Source organism: Chordicoccus furentiruminis (assembly GCF_019355395.1).
Taxonomy (GTDB): domain Bacteria; phylum Bacillota; class Clostridia; order Lachnospirales; family Lachnospiraceae; genus Chordicoccus; species Chordicoccus furentiruminis.
Map to the genome: position 1 here is coordinate 3,209,104 of NZ_CP048829.1, position 14,140 is coordinate 3,223,243.

At 58.3% G+C, this 14,140-nt stretch carries 12 protein-coding genes and 1 other RNA gene; 12 read left to right on the plus strand and 1 reads right to left on the minus strand.

Annotated elements, in window-relative coordinates; genetic code table 11:
• The first annotated feature begins 30 nt into the window (after positions 1-30).
• The 5 genes from rpoD to G4C92_RS14600 all read left to right on the plus strand — a co-directional run bounded on the left by rpoD (position 31) and on the right by G4C92_RS14600 (position 5,094).
• A complete protein-coding gene (gene rpoD, locus G4C92_RS14580) occupies positions 31-1,194 on the plus strand; it encodes an RNA polymerase sigma factor RpoD (RefSeq protein ID WP_274940545.1) in 1,164 nt (387 codons plus the stop codon).
• The gene (locus G4C92_RS14585) at positions 1,194-1,964 is read left to right on the plus strand and encodes a tRNA (adenine(22)-N(1))-methyltransferase (RefSeq protein WP_274940546.1); all 771 of its coding nucleotides are present in this window, start codon (positions 1,194-1,196) and stop codon (positions 1,962-1,964) included. The genes rpoD and G4C92_RS14585 overlap by 1 nt, the downstream gene beginning before the upstream one ends.
• Complete coding sequence (locus tag G4C92_RS14590) at positions 1,948-3,597, plus strand: nucleoside kinase (protein ID WP_274940547.1); 1,650 nt, start codon at positions 1,948-1,950, stop codon at positions 3,595-3,597. The genes G4C92_RS14585 and G4C92_RS14590 overlap by 17 nt, the downstream gene beginning before the upstream one ends.
• Positions 3,598-3,709: 112 nt before the next feature.
• On the plus strand, positions 3,710-4,621 hold the full coding sequence (gene pyrB / locus G4C92_RS14595; RefSeq protein WP_274942027.1) for an aspartate carbamoyltransferase: 912 nt from the start codon (positions 3,710-3,712) through the stop codon (positions 4,619-4,621).
• A complete protein-coding gene (locus G4C92_RS14600; RefSeq protein WP_274940548.1) occupies positions 4,621-5,094 on the plus strand; it encodes an aspartate carbamoyltransferase regulatory subunit in 474 nt (157 codons plus the stop codon). The genes pyrB and G4C92_RS14600 overlap by 1 nt, the downstream gene beginning before the upstream one ends.
• Before the next feature lie 153 nt (positions 5,095-5,247).
• Here the strand turns inward: G4C92_RS14600 and rnpB are convergent.
• An RNA gene (gene rnpB / locus G4C92_RS14605) (RNase P RNA component class A) lies at positions 5,248-5,589 on the minus strand.
• 97 nt (positions 5,590-5,686) lie between these two features.
• On the opposite strand from rnpB, the gene G4C92_RS14610 reads away from it, so the two are divergent.
• From G4C92_RS14610 to serC, 7 genes are all read left to right on the plus strand, one after another.
• Positions 5,687-6,025 carry a chorismate mutase gene (locus tag G4C92_RS14610; RefSeq protein ID WP_274940549.1) on the plus strand — a complete coding sequence of 113 codons (339 nt, stop codon included), beginning with the start codon at positions 5,687-5,689 and terminating at the stop codon, positions 6,023-6,025.
• A gap of 42 nt (positions 6,026-6,067) precedes the next feature.
• Entirely contained in the window at positions 6,068-7,609 is a 1,542-nt protein-coding gene (locus G4C92_RS14615) for a Ppx/GppA phosphatase family protein (protein WP_274940550.1), read from the plus strand.
• 4 nt (positions 7,610-7,613) lie between these two features.
• Complete coding sequence (locus tag G4C92_RS14620) at positions 7,614-9,899, plus strand: RNA degradosome polyphosphate kinase (protein ID WP_274940551.1); 2,286 nt, start codon at positions 7,614-7,616, stop codon at positions 9,897-9,899.
• A complete protein-coding gene (glf, locus tag G4C92_RS14625; protein ID WP_274940552.1) occupies positions 9,892-10,989 on the plus strand; it encodes a UDP-galactopyranose mutase in 1,098 nt (365 codons plus the stop codon). The genes G4C92_RS14620 and glf overlap by 8 nt, the downstream gene beginning before the upstream one ends.
• Entirely contained in the window at positions 10,982-12,250 is a 1,269-nt protein-coding gene (locus G4C92_RS14630; protein WP_274940553.1) for an amidohydrolase family protein, read from the plus strand. Before glf ends, G4C92_RS14630 begins: the two co-directional genes overlap by 8 nt.
• 48 nt (positions 12,251-12,298) lie before the next feature.
• Positions 12,299-12,937, plus strand: a complete 639-nt coding sequence (locus tag G4C92_RS14635) for a DUF6553 family protein (RefSeq protein ID WP_274940554.1) — start codon at positions 12,299-12,301, stop codon at positions 12,935-12,937.
• A 76-nt stretch (positions 12,938-13,013) separates the two neighbouring features.
• The gene (gene serC / locus G4C92_RS14640; RefSeq protein WP_274940555.1) at positions 13,014-14,102 is read left to right on the plus strand and encodes a 3-phosphoserine/phosphohydroxythreonine transaminase; all 1,089 of its coding nucleotides are present in this window, start codon (positions 13,014-13,016) and stop codon (positions 14,100-14,102) included.
• Positions 14,103-14,140 lie beyond the last annotated feature (38 nt).

The window sequence follows — 14,140 nt, forward strand, 5'->3', positions numbered from 1 at the left end:
GGATGAAGGCACGGGCCCGAAAAGAGCCTGATGAAAGGTCGTGAATGGATGAAAAGTGAAATGAATGCGGTCTTCGCGGACCGACTGACAAAGCTTCTCCTGTCCGCAAAGAAGAAGAAAAATGTGCTGAGCCTGCCGGACATCACGGAAGGCCTCAAGGGGCTTCCCGTGACAAAAGGCGATATCGCACGCGTGGCGGATTTCCTTGAGGCGAACGACGTGGATGTTCTCTCGATGGACGATAAGGCGGACGATGACACGACGCTCATCGATCAGGATGACTCGGAGATGGAGGATGACGAGGAGCAGAACATCGATCTCGACAAGATCGATCTCTCCGTGCCGGAAGGCATCTCCACGGCGGACCCGGTCCGGCTTTACCTGAAGGAAATCGGCGCTTATCCGCTGCTCACCGCGGACGAGGAGATTGATCTCTCGAAAAAGATCGAGGCCGGCGGGCTGGAGGGAGAGGCGGCGAAAAAGCGTCTGACAGAGGCGAACCTCCGCCTTGTGGTGTCGATCGCGAAGCGCTATGTCGGCCGCGGCATGCCGTTTCTCGACCTGATTCAGGAAGGCAACATCGGACTCATCAAGGCCGTGGAGAAGTATGACTACACGAAGGGCTTCAAGTTTTCCACCTACGCCACCTGGTGGATCCGTCAGGCCATCACGCGGGCGATCGCCGATCAGGCCAGAACGATCCGGATTCCGGTCCATATGGTCGAGACGATCAACAAGCTGATCCGGATCCAGCGGCAGCTGCTTCAGGAACTGGGACGGGAACCCACGCCGGAGGAAATCGGGAAGGAGATGGGGATCAGCGCGGAGCGGGTCCGCGAGATCCAGAACATGTCTCAGGAGCCTGTCTCCATCAACACCCCGATCGGCGAGGAGGAGGACAGCAAGCTGGGTGATTTCATCCCCGATGAAAATGCACCCGTTCCCGCCGAGGCCGCGGCTTACACATTGCTGAAGGAGCAGATCGGAGAGGTGCTGGATACGCTGACCGAACGGGAGCAGCAGGTGCTCCGCCTCCGCTTCGGCCTCGACGACGGCCGGGCGCGGACGCTGGAAGAGGTGGGCAAGGTATTCCATGTCACACGGGAGCGGATCCGCCAGATCGAGGCCAAGGCGCTCCGCAAGCTGAGACAGCCGTCCCGCAGCAAGAAGCTGAGGGATTATCTCGACGACTGATGGCGGCGCGGCTGTCAGAGCGTCTCGAGACCGTAATCCGGATGGTGACGCCGGGACATGCGGTGCTTGACGTGGGATGCGATCACGGATTTACGGCCATCCGTCTGGTAGAGGACGGTATCTCTCCCTGCGCGGTGGCTTCCGACGTCCGGGAAGGACCGCTGGCCGCGGCCAGACAGCATGTGGCGGAGGCGGGTCTTTCGAAACAGATCGCGGTGACACTGGCGGACGGCGTGCCGGCCGGCTTCGCCGGCATAACCGGGACGCGGCCGGTCACGGTGATCCTTGCCGGTATGGGCGGCCTCCTGATGACGGATATCCTGAAGGCGGCGTTTCGCCGGGGCAACTCCTTCAGTGAGCTGGTGCTTTCGCCCCAGCGGGACGCGGAGGCACTGCGGGGATGTCTCGATGAAAACGGATATCGGATCGAGGCGGAACGGTTCATACGGGAAGACGGGAAGTTTTATCAGATCATCCGGGCTGCAAAACGGGAAAACGGAGGGAGTGAACGCCCGCTTGCGCCGGAGGAGCTGCGGTACGGGCCGCTGCTTCTTTCGGAAGGCGATCCCGGAATGACCACGTACATAAGCAGTCAGATCACCCGTATGACAGATCTTTTAAGCCGGATCGACGACCGGGCGGCATCAGAGCGGGCAAAGGCCCGCCGGAGAGAACTTGAAGAGGAGCTTGCGCTCCTTCGGCGGGCGCTTGCCCGTATCCGGAACGGAGCGCGCGGAAGGGAAGTGACGAGCGATGACGGTGATGATTGACGGCAGGAAAACAGACTGCCCGGAGGATACGACACTGAAGGAACTGGCGGATCGTGAGGCGGGGAAGGAAACCTGTCCGGCCGCGCTTGCCTATATGAACGGGCGGCTGACCGAGCTCTTTCACAGAGCGGAAGACGGTGCGCGGATCTCCTTCGTGACGGTGTCCGACGGTATCGGCTACGAGACGATGAGGCGGAGCTGCACGATGCTGTTTCTGGCCGCGGCCGACCGGGTCCTGGGGCATGACAGGGGACGCGCCGTGCTCCATTTTTCCATCGGTCACGGCTTCTTCTTTACGTTCGGGGAGGACGTCTCCGTGAATGGGGAGCTGCTTGATAAGCTCGCGCGGGAAATGCAGTCCATGACTGACGCGAAACTCCGTTTCATCAAGCAAAGCGTCCCCACGGACGAGGCCAAGCGAAAGTTTGCGGCACTCGGCCTGCATGACAAGGAGAGACTTTTCCGGACCCGGATTGCCTCTGACGTGAACATCTACCGTCTCGGCACCTTCGAGGATTACTTCTACGGCTATATGGTCTATGACGCTTCAGTTCTCACGCATTGGAGTCTCATCGCCTATCACGGCGGGATCGTGATGCAGATGCCCGCCCGTGGATGCCCGGACATGCTGCCGGATTTCCGGCCGTCCGAGAAGCTGATGAACGCTCAGCTTCAGGGCGAGGCGTGGGCTGAGAAGCAGCATATCGGCACCGTGGGAGAGCTGAACGCGGCGGTCATCCGGGGCGACGTTTCACGGATGGTGCTGGTGTCCGAGGCGCTGCAGGAGAGCGCGATCTCGGATCTGGCGAAGGAGATCGCGGAACGGGGAGGCGTCAAATTCGTGATGATCGCCGGTCCGTCCTCTTCCGGCAAAACCACGTTCTCCCAGCGTCTGATGATTCAGCTCGCCGCCCACGGGATGACGCCTCATTACATCGGGACGGACAACTATTTCCGGAACCGCTCCGAGCTGAAGCCCGGTCCGGATGGAAAGCCTGATTTTGAGAGTCTCGACGCGCTGGACGTGGAGGCGTTCGGAAGGGACATGAATACGCTGCTTGAGGGCGGAACGGTCAATATGCCGGTCTTCGACTTCGTCTCCGGCAGGCGGATTCTGAGCGGAGAGATGCTGACGCTCAGGGAAGGGGAGATGCTGGTCATTGAGGGGATTCACGGGCTCAATGACGAACTCTGCGGATCGATTCCGAAGGACAGCCGGTTCCGCATCTACATCAGCGCGCTTACCCAGCTCAATCTCGATGAGCACAACCGGGTGCCTTCCGGGGACGGACGGCTGATCCGGCGGATCGTCAGAGACTACCGGACACGCGGATACTCGGCCTCCCAGACACTGGGCATGTGGCGCTCGGTGCGGAACGGAGAGGAAAAGTATATTTTCCCGTTTCAGGAATCGGCGGATGCATTTTTCAATTCCGCCCTGCCCTACGAGATCGCCGCGCTCAAGACCTTCGTGCAGCCTCTTCTGTTTCAGGTGGGGGAGGATGATCCGTCCTATTACGAGGCAAAGCGGCTTCTCAAATTCCTTGAATACGTGATCGCGATTCCGCCGGAGGACATCCCGATGAATTCACTGATCCGCGAGTTCATCGGCGGAGGCTGCTTCCATCTGTAACTCGTCCTTGATTTGACGGGTGCAGTAGTATATCATGTGCGGGATGGATGAGGCGGATCCGGACAAGGATCCCGCATGATGAATAGGAGGCATAATGGCACCAAGACATCTGATGAGCCCTCTCGACTTTTCGGTGGAGGAAACAGAAATACTGCTGGATCTTGCCAGCGACATCGAGAAACATCCTGAGAAATACAGTCACGCATGTGAAGGAAAGAAGATCGCCACTTTGTTCTATGAGCCGAGCACGAGGACGCGCCTCAGCTTTGAGGCGGCGATGATGAATCTCGGAGGCAAGGCGCTCGGCTTCCACAGCGCGGACACCTCTTCGGTTTCGAAGGGAGAGACGGTCGCCGATACGATCCGCGTCATTTCCTGCTTCGCCGACATCTGCGCAATGCGGCATCCCAAGGAGGGCGCGCCGCTGGTCGCGTCGATGAAATCTTCGATTCCGGTGATCAACGCAGGCGACGGAGGTCATCAGCATCCGACACAGACGCTGACCGACATGATGACGATCCGGTCGCTGAAAGGCCGGCTTGATCATCTGAGAATCGGGCTCTGCGGCGATCTGAAATTCGGACGCACCGTTCATTCACTGATCGCCTCGCTTTCAAGATATCCGGGCGTCTCCTTTGTCCTGATTTCGCCGGAGGAGCTCCGGGTGCCGGGCTATGTCCGGGAGGATATGCGCGCGAAACAGATCCCGTTCGAGGAAGTCGTGCGTCTCGACGCCGGCACAATGAAAGACCTGGACGTGCTGTATATGACCCGCGTTCAGAAGGAGCGCTTCTTCAACGAGGCGGATTATATCCGGATGAAGGATTTCTATATCCTGGACAAGGACAAGATGGCGCTCGCGCCGGAGGATATGATCGTGCTGCATCCGCTTCCCCGTGTCAACGAGATCGCGGTGGAGGTGGATGATGATCCGAGAGCCTGTTACTTCAGACAGGTTCAGTACGGCGTCTACGCGCGGATGGCTCTGATACTTACGCTGCTTGGAATCGAGGTGAACGGATGATGGAGAAGATGACGGGTTCAAAGCTGGACGGAAGCACGCTGAGCATCGGCGCCCTGGAGGAGGGATTCGTCCTCGACCACATCGAGGCCGGTCACGCGATGACCATCTACCGCTACCTGAAGCTCGATCAGCTGGACTGCACGGTGGCGATCATCAAGAACGCCACTTCCAGCAAGATGGGGCGGAAGGACATCATCAAGGTCGCCTGCCCGATTGACTATCTGGATCTCGATGTGCTCGGCTTCATTGACCACAACATCACGGTCAATGTGATCAAGGACAGCCGGATCATCGAGAAGAAGGAGCTTTCGCTGCCGAAGGAGATCACCAATGTGATCCGCTGCAAGAATCCGCGGTGCATCACCTCCATCGAGCGGGGGCTGGATCAGGTATTCGTTCTGAAGGACGAGGAGAAGGAAGAGTACCGCTGCAAGTACTGCGATGAGAAGTGGGACGGCGTTCTGAAGAAATGATCCGGTCCGCGCCGTCTATAGTGGTGCGCCGGGACAGATCGCAGGCCGTCTCCGTGACGAAAGAGGGGGAGGGACATGTGCTGTACACATGTCCCTCCCCCTCTTTCACGTCATCTGACGGAGGATCCGTCCGCAAAATTTTATCTCTGATCCGGAAGTGGCAGAGCGATAAGCCGGGTTCTGTCGTTGTGCGGTCATCTGTCTAGCACGCCCGTTGCCGGACGCGTCAAGCAGCCTACCTGAAGCACAGCGGGCCGCTGTATCGCTTCTGCTTGGCCTTGCTTCGGATGGGGCTTGCATATGCCCGCGGCGTTGCCGTCGCGGCGGTAGTCTCTTGCACTGCCTTTTCACCCTTACCTGCGTGCAGGCGGTTGTTTTCTGTTGCGCTTTCCCGAGGGTTGCCCCTGCCGGACGTTATCCGGCATCCTGCCCTGTGAAGCCCGGACTTTCCTCGCCGCGCGTCTTCGCGCGCGCCGCGACCGCATGCTCTGCCACAAAGCCCGATTGTAGCGTATTTCTTCCGCATTTGCAACAAAAATCGTAGACAGCGCGGCGGAATGCGGGCGGACGGAACATCCGGAGACAAGGTAAAATGTTCTTTACAATCGCCGAAACGGTGGAGTTTTCGGATTCGATGTGCGATAATGCCAGTATGTCAGACATAAAAGAACTTCGAAGTCGGATAGACCGGATCGATGCCGAAATCCAGCGTCTCTTTGAGAAACGCATGGAAATCAGCGGAGAGATCGGTGCATGGAAGGCATCCTCCGGGATGCCCGTTTTCGATGCCGCCAGGGAAGAAGAACTGATCGCGGAGCTGAAAGGACGCGCATCCAGCCCGGAAAACGCGGAGGCCATCGAGACGCTGTACCGAACGGTATTTGAGGTGAGCCGCGAGCGGCAGCACCGTCTCGCCGGCCGGCAGCAGTAAGCAGCAGAAGAATCTACCGGATACTGGAGGAAGACAATCATCATGGCAGTTACAACCTTTGCCGCAATTGACGTCGCGTCCTACGACGTCTCCATGGAGATTTTCGAGCTGTCGAAGAAAAACGGCATGAAATCTCTCACCCGGGTGCGGCAGAACATCGAGCTCGGCAAGGATACCTATGCCCTCCGCAGAATTTCGATGGAGACGCTTCAGGCGCTGACGGGCATCCTGCTCGACTACCGGCGTCTCATGAAGGAATTCGGCGTCTCGGCCTACCGTGCCTGCGCCAAGTCCGCGATCCGGGACGCTGGGAACCGGCTTCTCGTGCTGGACCATATCAGGCGGAATACCGGAATCGAGATCGACGTGCTCTCGAATTCCGAGCAGCGCTTTCTCGGCTACAAGTCCATCGCGGCAAAGGGCGAGGAATTTCAGCGGTTCATCCAGAAGGGCACGGCGATCATCGACGTGGGCGGCGGCAGCACCCAGCTGTCCCTGTTCGATCACGACGCGCTGGTGATGACCCAGAATATTCCGCTTGGGTCCCTCCGTGTGCGGGAGCGCCTTGCCTCCTTCACCCGCGAAACCGTCCACTATGACCAGCTGGTCGCCCAGCTTGTACACAAGGATCTCCTGAATATCCGGAACATGTATCTGAAGGACCGGAAGATCCGGAACATTATCCTCGTCGGCGACTACTTCACGAACCTGATCTTCGAGAACCGGAACGACCTGAACAAGACCGAGACGAAGGCTGAATTCATGGAATGGTACAACCATGTGGTCTCGAGCTCACCGCGGGAGATTGCGGAGGAGATGGGGATCTCGGCGGCTATGTCCTCGGTTCTGATTCCGACCGCTACGGTCTACCGGATGCTGATCGAAGAGCTGGATGTTGAGACGATCTGGCTTCCCGGCATCCAGCTCACCGACGGCATCGCCTACGATTACGGTCTCAGGCAGAAGATCATCCGGTCGACTCATGACTTCAACCGGGACATTCTGATGGCGGCGAAGAACAGCGCGAAGCGCTTCGGAAGCTACCGTCCGCATAACGAGAAACTGATGGAGGCGGCGGACGCCGTCTTCGATGTGGTGAAGAAGCAGGCGGGTCTCGACGAGAGAGCGCGGCTTCTGCTCCGCGTAGCCTGTCATCTTCACGACTGCGGAAAATACATCAGCATGGTCAATGTAGCGGACTGTTCCTACCACATCATCATGTCCACCGAGATCATCGGATTGTCCGACCGGGAGAGACGCATCATCGCCAACGTGGTGCACTACAACACGGAGCCTCTGGATGACATGCAGCATGAGGAGGAAACAGAGGGCCTTGCTGATACGGACTATATGCTGGTTCAGCAGCTGGTTTCAATCCTGAGAGTCGCCAACAGTCTTGACCAGAGCTATCGTCAGAAGGTCGAGCGGCTCCGCGTGGCAAAGCGCGAAGGCGAGCTGATCGTAACCGTGGACGTGAACAGCGACTATACCTTCGAGCGTGGGATCTTCGGCGAAAACGTGGATCTGTTTCAGGAGATCTTCGATCTGCGCCCGGTGCTGAAAGTCAGATATCTGAGGGGATGAGAATATGACACAGAAGGAATCGGGACGGCCGGCGGCCGCCCCGGAGACAGAGAACAGAAAGAACGGAAAGACGGCCGCGGTCCGCACACCGGATTTCGGCGCGCCGGAAAATTTCTACAACCGCGAGCTGTCCTGGCTGAAATTCGACGCCCGCTGCCTGAGCGAAGCGAGGGATACAAAAATCGTCCCGCTGTTTGAGCGTCTGAAGTTTCTCTCGATTACCGCATCGAATCTGGATGAATTCTTTATGGTCCGGATCGCTTCGCTGAAGGATCAGGTGCACGCCGGCTTCAAGGGGACGGACATCGCCGGCATGACGCCGGAGCAGCAGCTCGATGCGCTGAGTGCAAGTGTGCACGAGTTCGTCCGGGATCAGTACAGCACCCTGAACCGGTCTCTGATTCCGGCCCTGTCAAAGGCGGGGCTTTCCGTCGTGCTCCGCTATGAGAATCTGACGGAGATGCAGAGCCGGTTTCTTGACCGGTACTTTGAGACGGAGATCTATCCGGTCCTGACGCCGATGGCGATGGACTCCTCCCGCCCGTTCCCGCTGATCCGGAACAAGACGCTGAACATCGGTGCGCTGATTTCGGCGAAGCCGACGGAAGGACTCGCCCAGAAGACAGGAAAGAAAAAGAGAAAGAAGGAAGAACTGGAATTCGCGACGGTTCAGGTTCCGTCCGTTCTGCCCCGTGTGGTTACCCTTCCTGACGCGGAGGACGGATCAAAGGCCGTGATCCTTCTGGAGGAGGTCATCCGGAAATACATCGACCGTCTGTTTGAGCACTATCATGTGATCTGCACATGCCCGTACCGGGTGATGCGGAATGCGGATCTGACCATCGACGAGGAGGAGGCGGAGGACCTGCTCATCGAGATCCAGAAGCAGCTGAAGAAGAGGCAGTGGGGTGAGGTGATCCGTCTGGAAGTGGCCGATGACATCGACGGCCGGCTGCTCGCGATCCTGAAGAAGGAATTCGCGATCACCGATCCGGATCTCTACTATATCAGCGGACCGCTCGATCTCACGTTCTGCATGAAACTGTACGGTCTTTCCGGTTTTGAGCAGTACAAGACGCCTGCCTACACGCCGGCGCCGGTCCGGGAGTTCGCGGAGACGCCTGACCTCTTCGAAGCAATCCGGAAGCAGGACATACTCGTGCATCACCCGTACATGAGCTTTGATCCGGTGGTCAACTTTGTCCGTCAGGCCTCAAAGGATCCCCAGGTGCTGGCGATCAAGCAGACCCTCTACCGTGTCAGCGGCAATTCGCCGATCATCCACGCGCTGGCGCAGGCTGCCGATAACGGGAAGCAGGTGACCGTGCTGGTCGAGCTGAAGGCCCGTTTTGATGAAGAGCACAACATCGCATGGGCGAAGACGCTGGAAAAGGCGGGATGCCATGTGATCTACGGCCTCGTCGGCCTCAAGGTACACAGCAAGATCACGATGGTGGTACGCCGGGAGGAGGACGGCATCCGGCGGTACGTCCATCTCGGCACCGGCAACTACAACGATTCCACAGCCCGGCTGTACACCGACCTCGGTCTTTTTACCTGTGACGAGGCGATCGGAGAGGATGCGACTGCCGTCTTCAACATGCTGTCCGGCTATTCGGAACCGGACCGCTGGTACAAGCTGCTGGTTGCGCCGATCTGGATGAAGAACGAGTTCCTTCGGATGATCGAACGGGAAGCCGTTCACGCGAAGGAGGGACGGCCCGCCTTCATCAAAGCCAAGATGAATTCGCTCTGTGACCCGGCCGTCATCCGCGCACTCTACGAAGCGTCGGCGGCCGGTGTGGAGATCGACCTGCTGGTGCGCGGCATCTGCTGTCTCAAAGTCGGCATACCCGGCGTGTCGGAGCATATCCGTGTCCGTTCCATCGTGGGCAATTTCCTTGAGCACTCGCGGATTTTCTGGTTCCACAACAACGGCGACGATGAAATTTTCATGGGCTCCGCCGACTGGATGCCGCGAAATCTTGACAAGCGGGTGGAAATCGTATTCCCGGTCGAGCAGGAGAATCTCCGGAAGGAGGTCTGCCACATCCTTGACACAGAGTTCGAGGACAACGTGAAAGCACATGTGCTGATGCCGGACGGAAGCTACGAGAAGCCGGACAAGAGGGGACGGGTTCTTGTCAATTCGCAGGAGCAGTTTATGGAGGAGGCCTGGTCGCGCGTACCGAAGCCTCACAAGCCCGTTGAGGAGAGACGGTTCGTTCCCGCCGAGCCCATCGAGGCGGATTCAGAAGAAGAAAGGGAAATCGGAGAAGAGCATGTATGATTATCTGATCGTCGGAGCGGGGCTCTACGGCGCCGTCTTCGCACAGGAAGCCATGAGACACGGAAAGTCCGTCCTCGTGATCGACCGCCGGCCTCACATTGCCGGCAATATCTACTGCGCCGAGGAGGAGGGGATCCTGATCCATCGCTACGGTGCGCATATCTTCCACACCTCCGATGAGAAGGTATGGGCGTATGTGAACCGGTTCGCGGAGTTCAATCATTTCATCAACAGTCCCATCGCGGTCTACGGAGACGAGACCTACAACCTCCCCTTCAACATGAATACCTTCTCGAGGATGTGGAGCATCCGTACGCCGGCCGAAGCGAAGAAAATCATCGCGGATCAGATCGCGGAGCTTGGCATCGGCGAGCCGAAAAACCTCGAGGAGCAGGCGCTGAAACTGGTCGGGCGCGATGTCTACGAGAAACTGATCAAAGGGTACACGGAGAAGCAGTGGGGACGCCCGTGCAGCGAGCTCCCGGCCTTCATCATCCGGCGGCTGCCGCTTCGCTTCACCTATGACAACAACTACTTCCGCGATCCGCATCAGGGGATTCCGACGGAAGGGTATACAACGCTTGCGGAGCGGCTCCTTGAGGGCGCGGAGATCCGGCTGAACACGGATTTCCGGACGCTCAGGGATTCCGCCGTCTCGCTCGCGAAAAAGGTCGTTTACACCGGTCCGGTCGATGAATATTTTGATTTCCGCTTCGGCCATCTGGAGTACCGGAGCGTCCGGTTCGAGGACGAGCATCTGAATACGGACAATTATCAGGGAAATGCAGTTGTCAACTACACCGCCTCCTCTGTTCCCTTCACGAGAATCATCGAGCACAAGCATTTCGCCTTCGGAACTCAGCCCACGACGATCATATCGAGGGAATATCCGAGCGAGTGGAAGCCGGGCGCGGAACCGTACTATCCGATCAACAACGAGCGGAACAATGAACTGTACGGACGCTACCGGGAGCTGGCGGAAAAAGAGAACGGCGTGATTTTCGGAGGCCGTCTCGGCACATACAGATACTACGACATGGACAAGGTCATCGCGGCCTGCCTTACGGATACGGAGAAAGAATTTGGCTGATTTTGCACTTCACGGAGCGGTCCTCACGAGCGAGGACCGTTTTCATCTGAAAGAATATGAGGATGCGTATGTGGTCTGCGAGCACGGACGCTGCGCCGGCGTCTTTGAGACGCTGCCGCCGAAGTACGCTTCCCTTCCTGTGGAAGATTTCTGGGACAAACTGATCATTCCCGGACTGGTCGATCTGCATACGCACGCGCCGCAGTTCGCCTTCCGGGGAACCGGCGGCGATCTGGAGCTGCTGGATTGGCTGAATGCCTGCGCGTTTCCGGAGGAGAAAGCATACGGAGATCTGGACTACGCGGAACGGGCCTACGACTGCTTCGTCGAGGACCTCTACATCGGGGCGACGACACGGGCCTGCGTTTTCGGGACGAAGCACAGGAAAGCGACCGCCGGTCTGATGGAGATGCTGGACGAGACCGGCCTTGTCACCTTTGTCGGCAAAGTCAATATGGACCGGAACGTGCCGGAGGACTATGTGGAGACCACGGAGGAGTCCGTCGCAGAGACAAAGAAGTGGCTGGGTCATGTGCGACGGATGAACCTGAGGCACACCTCGCCGATCATCACGCCCCGTTTCACCCCTTCCTGCAGCCGTCCGCTGATGGAGGAGCTGGGGCGGATCGCGGAAAAACTGGATCTTTCCGTGCAGTCTCATCTCTCCGAAAATCAGGATGAGATCGAGTGGGTGAAAAAGCTGGAGCCGGACTGCCGCTGCTATGCGGAGACGTATGACCGGGCGGGCCTTCTGCGCAAGGAACGCACCGTGATGGCCCACTGTGTCTGGTCGGACGAGGAGGAACTTGCGCTTCTGAAGAACCGCGGCGTCGTGATCGCCCACTGCCCGGGATCGAACATCAACGTCCGGTCCGGCGCGGCGCCTGTGTCGAAATACCTCGATATGGGGCTTAAGGTGGGACTCGGAAGCGATGTGGCCGGCGGTCCTTCTTCCTCGATGTTCGCGGCCATGCGGGACGCGGTCACGGTATCAAAGCTCCGGTGGCGGCTGACGGATCAGTCCGTGCGCCCGCTGACCTTTCCCGAGGTCTTCTATATGGCGACGATGGGCGGCGGCGCGTTTTTCGGAAAAGTCGGCGCGTTTCTCGAGGGCTACGAATTCGACGCGGTGGTGCTGGACGACGAGAATCTGCAGACAATCCGCGCGTTCTCACCGGCCGAACGGGCGGAGCGCCTGATGTATCTGATGGACGACCGGAACGTCACGGGCAAGTATGTGCAGGGCCGAAAGCTCTACTAAAATCTCCCGTATTGTGCTACACTGGCACATAAAAGGAGAGGCATACAGATGGAATTCAGAAAACGCGAACCGAAAAAAAAGGAAGAAGGTCCGGATCTCCAGCAGAAAATGCTGAACTGGCCCGACTGCTACTATCGCGAGCGCGAGCCGCGGATCCGGAAGCAGCTCCTCGATGAGGCGGACCGGCAGCATCTGACGCCGGAGGACAACGGGATGCGGAGAAAGCTGTTTACGCTCCGTTACGGTGACGGAAAGCTGACAGGCGAATCCGTTCCGGACAATTATATCAAGGCATGGATCGAGATGCGCTTCCTGTCTCAGAACGGAGGATGCGGCCTCTTCTCGAAAGGTCCGAATCCGAAGAAGATCCGGAAGCTTTTCGAGTCGATCGGATACTACGATGCCGCAGACCAGAGCGAGCGGAACCTGTTATACCAGGAATTCTATCATCTCGGCATGCTTTATATCGCTCTCTGCCAGGAGGACAAGCAGTACAACACGGTGGTTCTCGGATTCGGACGGATCTCGGAGGATTCGCAGGCGAGAAAAATCGCGGGCGAGTTCCGGACCGTAGCCCGAGACGTTCCCGAGGCGTACCATATGTCGGAGGAACTGGAGCTTTTTTCACGGGCCGTGTCGGACGCCTACCGGGACATGTTCCCCGACTACGCCGATCTCCTTGACTGAAGATTTCGCGCGATGCTATCATGAAAACAGGAAACAGCGGGCGTCGGCCCGCATGTGCGTAAAGGAGGAGAAAAGAATGCTGGATGGTAGAATCTACAACTTTTCGGCCGGTCCGTCAATGCTGCCGGAACCGGTGCTCTTGAAGGTGCAGCAGGAACTGCTCAACTGCGGCGGATCCGGTATGTCCGTGCTGGAGATGAGCCACCGCTCCAAGGTCTTCGATGACATCATCAACGAGGCGGTACAGGACGTGAAGGATGTGCTGAACGTGCCGGACAACTACAAGATTCTGTTCCTTCACGGCGGCGCGTCCGGTATGTTCGCGGCGATTCCGATGAATCTCGGGGGCAGGAGCGGATCAGCCGACTACATCGTCAGCGGCAATTTCTCCGGTCAGGCTCTGAAAGAAGCGAAAAAGTATCTGAAGGATGCCCGCAACGCCGGTTCCTCCGAGGCGGACCATTTCAATCATATTCCGCGGCAGGACGAGCTGACGCTGAATCCGGACGCGGATTATGTCCATGTCTGCTGGAACAACACGATCTTCGGAACGACATACAAGTACATTCCGGATACCGGAAATGTGCCGCTGGTGGCCGATATGTCCTCCAGCATCATGTCCGAGCCCGTGGATGTCTCGAAGTTTGCCATGATCTACGCCGGCGTGCAGAAGAATCTGGCGCCCGCCGGTCTCGCCCTTGTCATCATCCGCGAGGATCTGCTCGGGCATGAGATGGGCATCACGCCGAAAATCTGGAATTTCAAGACCGAGGCGGAGAAGAATTCGATGCTCAACACACCGGCCACCTTCCAGATCTACATGGTCAAGATGGTCATCGATTATCTGAAAGAACAGGGCGGACTCGAGGCGATGAAGCGCCGCAACATCGAGAAGGCCAGGATCCTCTACGACTATCTCGATTCCCAGGACTTCTACAAGACTTCTGTCAATCCGGCGGATCGCTCGATGATGAACGTCACATTCCGGACAGGAGACGATGAGCTGGACAAAGAGTTTGTCGCCGGGCAGGCGGCGCACGGCTTCTCCAACCTGAAGGGGCACCGTCTCGTCGGAGGCATGCGCGCTTCAATCTACAACGCGATGCCGAAGGAAGGCGTCGAGGCGCTGGTGGAATACATGAAAGAGTTTGCCGCCGCGCACTGACGCGGGCGGCCCGCAGGTGACGCAAAAACGGACGGACA

Excerpts from the sequence above, each read along its gene's own strand:
- G4C92_RS14615 (WP_274940550.1), top strand. The coding sequence starts at position 6,068 with ATGGCAGTTACAACCTTTGCCGCAATTGACGTCGCGTCCTACGACGTC.
- G4C92_RS14635 (WP_274940554.1), top strand. The coding sequence starts at position 12,299 with ATGGAATTCAGAAAACGCGAACCGAAAAAAAAGGAAGAAGGTCCGGAT.
- G4C92_RS14590 (WP_274940547.1), top strand. The coding sequence starts at position 1,948 with ATGACGGTGATGATTGACGGCAGGAAAACAGACTGCCCGGAGGATACG.
- rpoD (WP_274940545.1), top strand. The coding sequence starts at position 31 with ATGAAAGGTCGTGAATGGATGAAAAGTGAAATGAATGCGGTCTTCGCG.
- G4C92_RS14600 (WP_274940548.1), top strand. The coding sequence starts at position 4,621 with ATGGAGAAGATGACGGGTTCAAAGCTGGACGGAAGCACGCTGAGCATC.
- G4C92_RS14610 (WP_274940549.1), top strand. The coding sequence starts at position 5,687 with ATGTTCTTTACAATCGCCGAAACGGTGGAGTTTTCGGATTCGATGTGC.
- serC (WP_274940555.1), top strand. The coding sequence starts at position 13,014 with ATGCTGGATGGTAGAATCTACAACTTTTCGGCCGGTCCGTCAATGCTG.
- pyrB (WP_274942027.1), top strand. The coding sequence starts at position 3,710 with ATGAGCCCTCTCGACTTTTCGGTGGAGGAAACAGAAATACTGCTGGAT.
- glf (WP_274940552.1), top strand. The coding sequence starts at position 9,892 with ATGTATGATTATCTGATCGTCGGAGCGGGGCTCTACGGCGCCGTCTTC.
- G4C92_RS14585 (WP_274940546.1), top strand. The coding sequence starts at position 1,194 with ATGGCGGCGCGGCTGTCAGAGCGTCTCGAGACCGTAATCCGGATGGTG.
- G4C92_RS14620 (WP_274940551.1), top strand. The coding sequence starts at position 7,614 with ATGACACAGAAGGAATCGGGACGGCCGGCGGCCGCCCCGGAGACAGAG.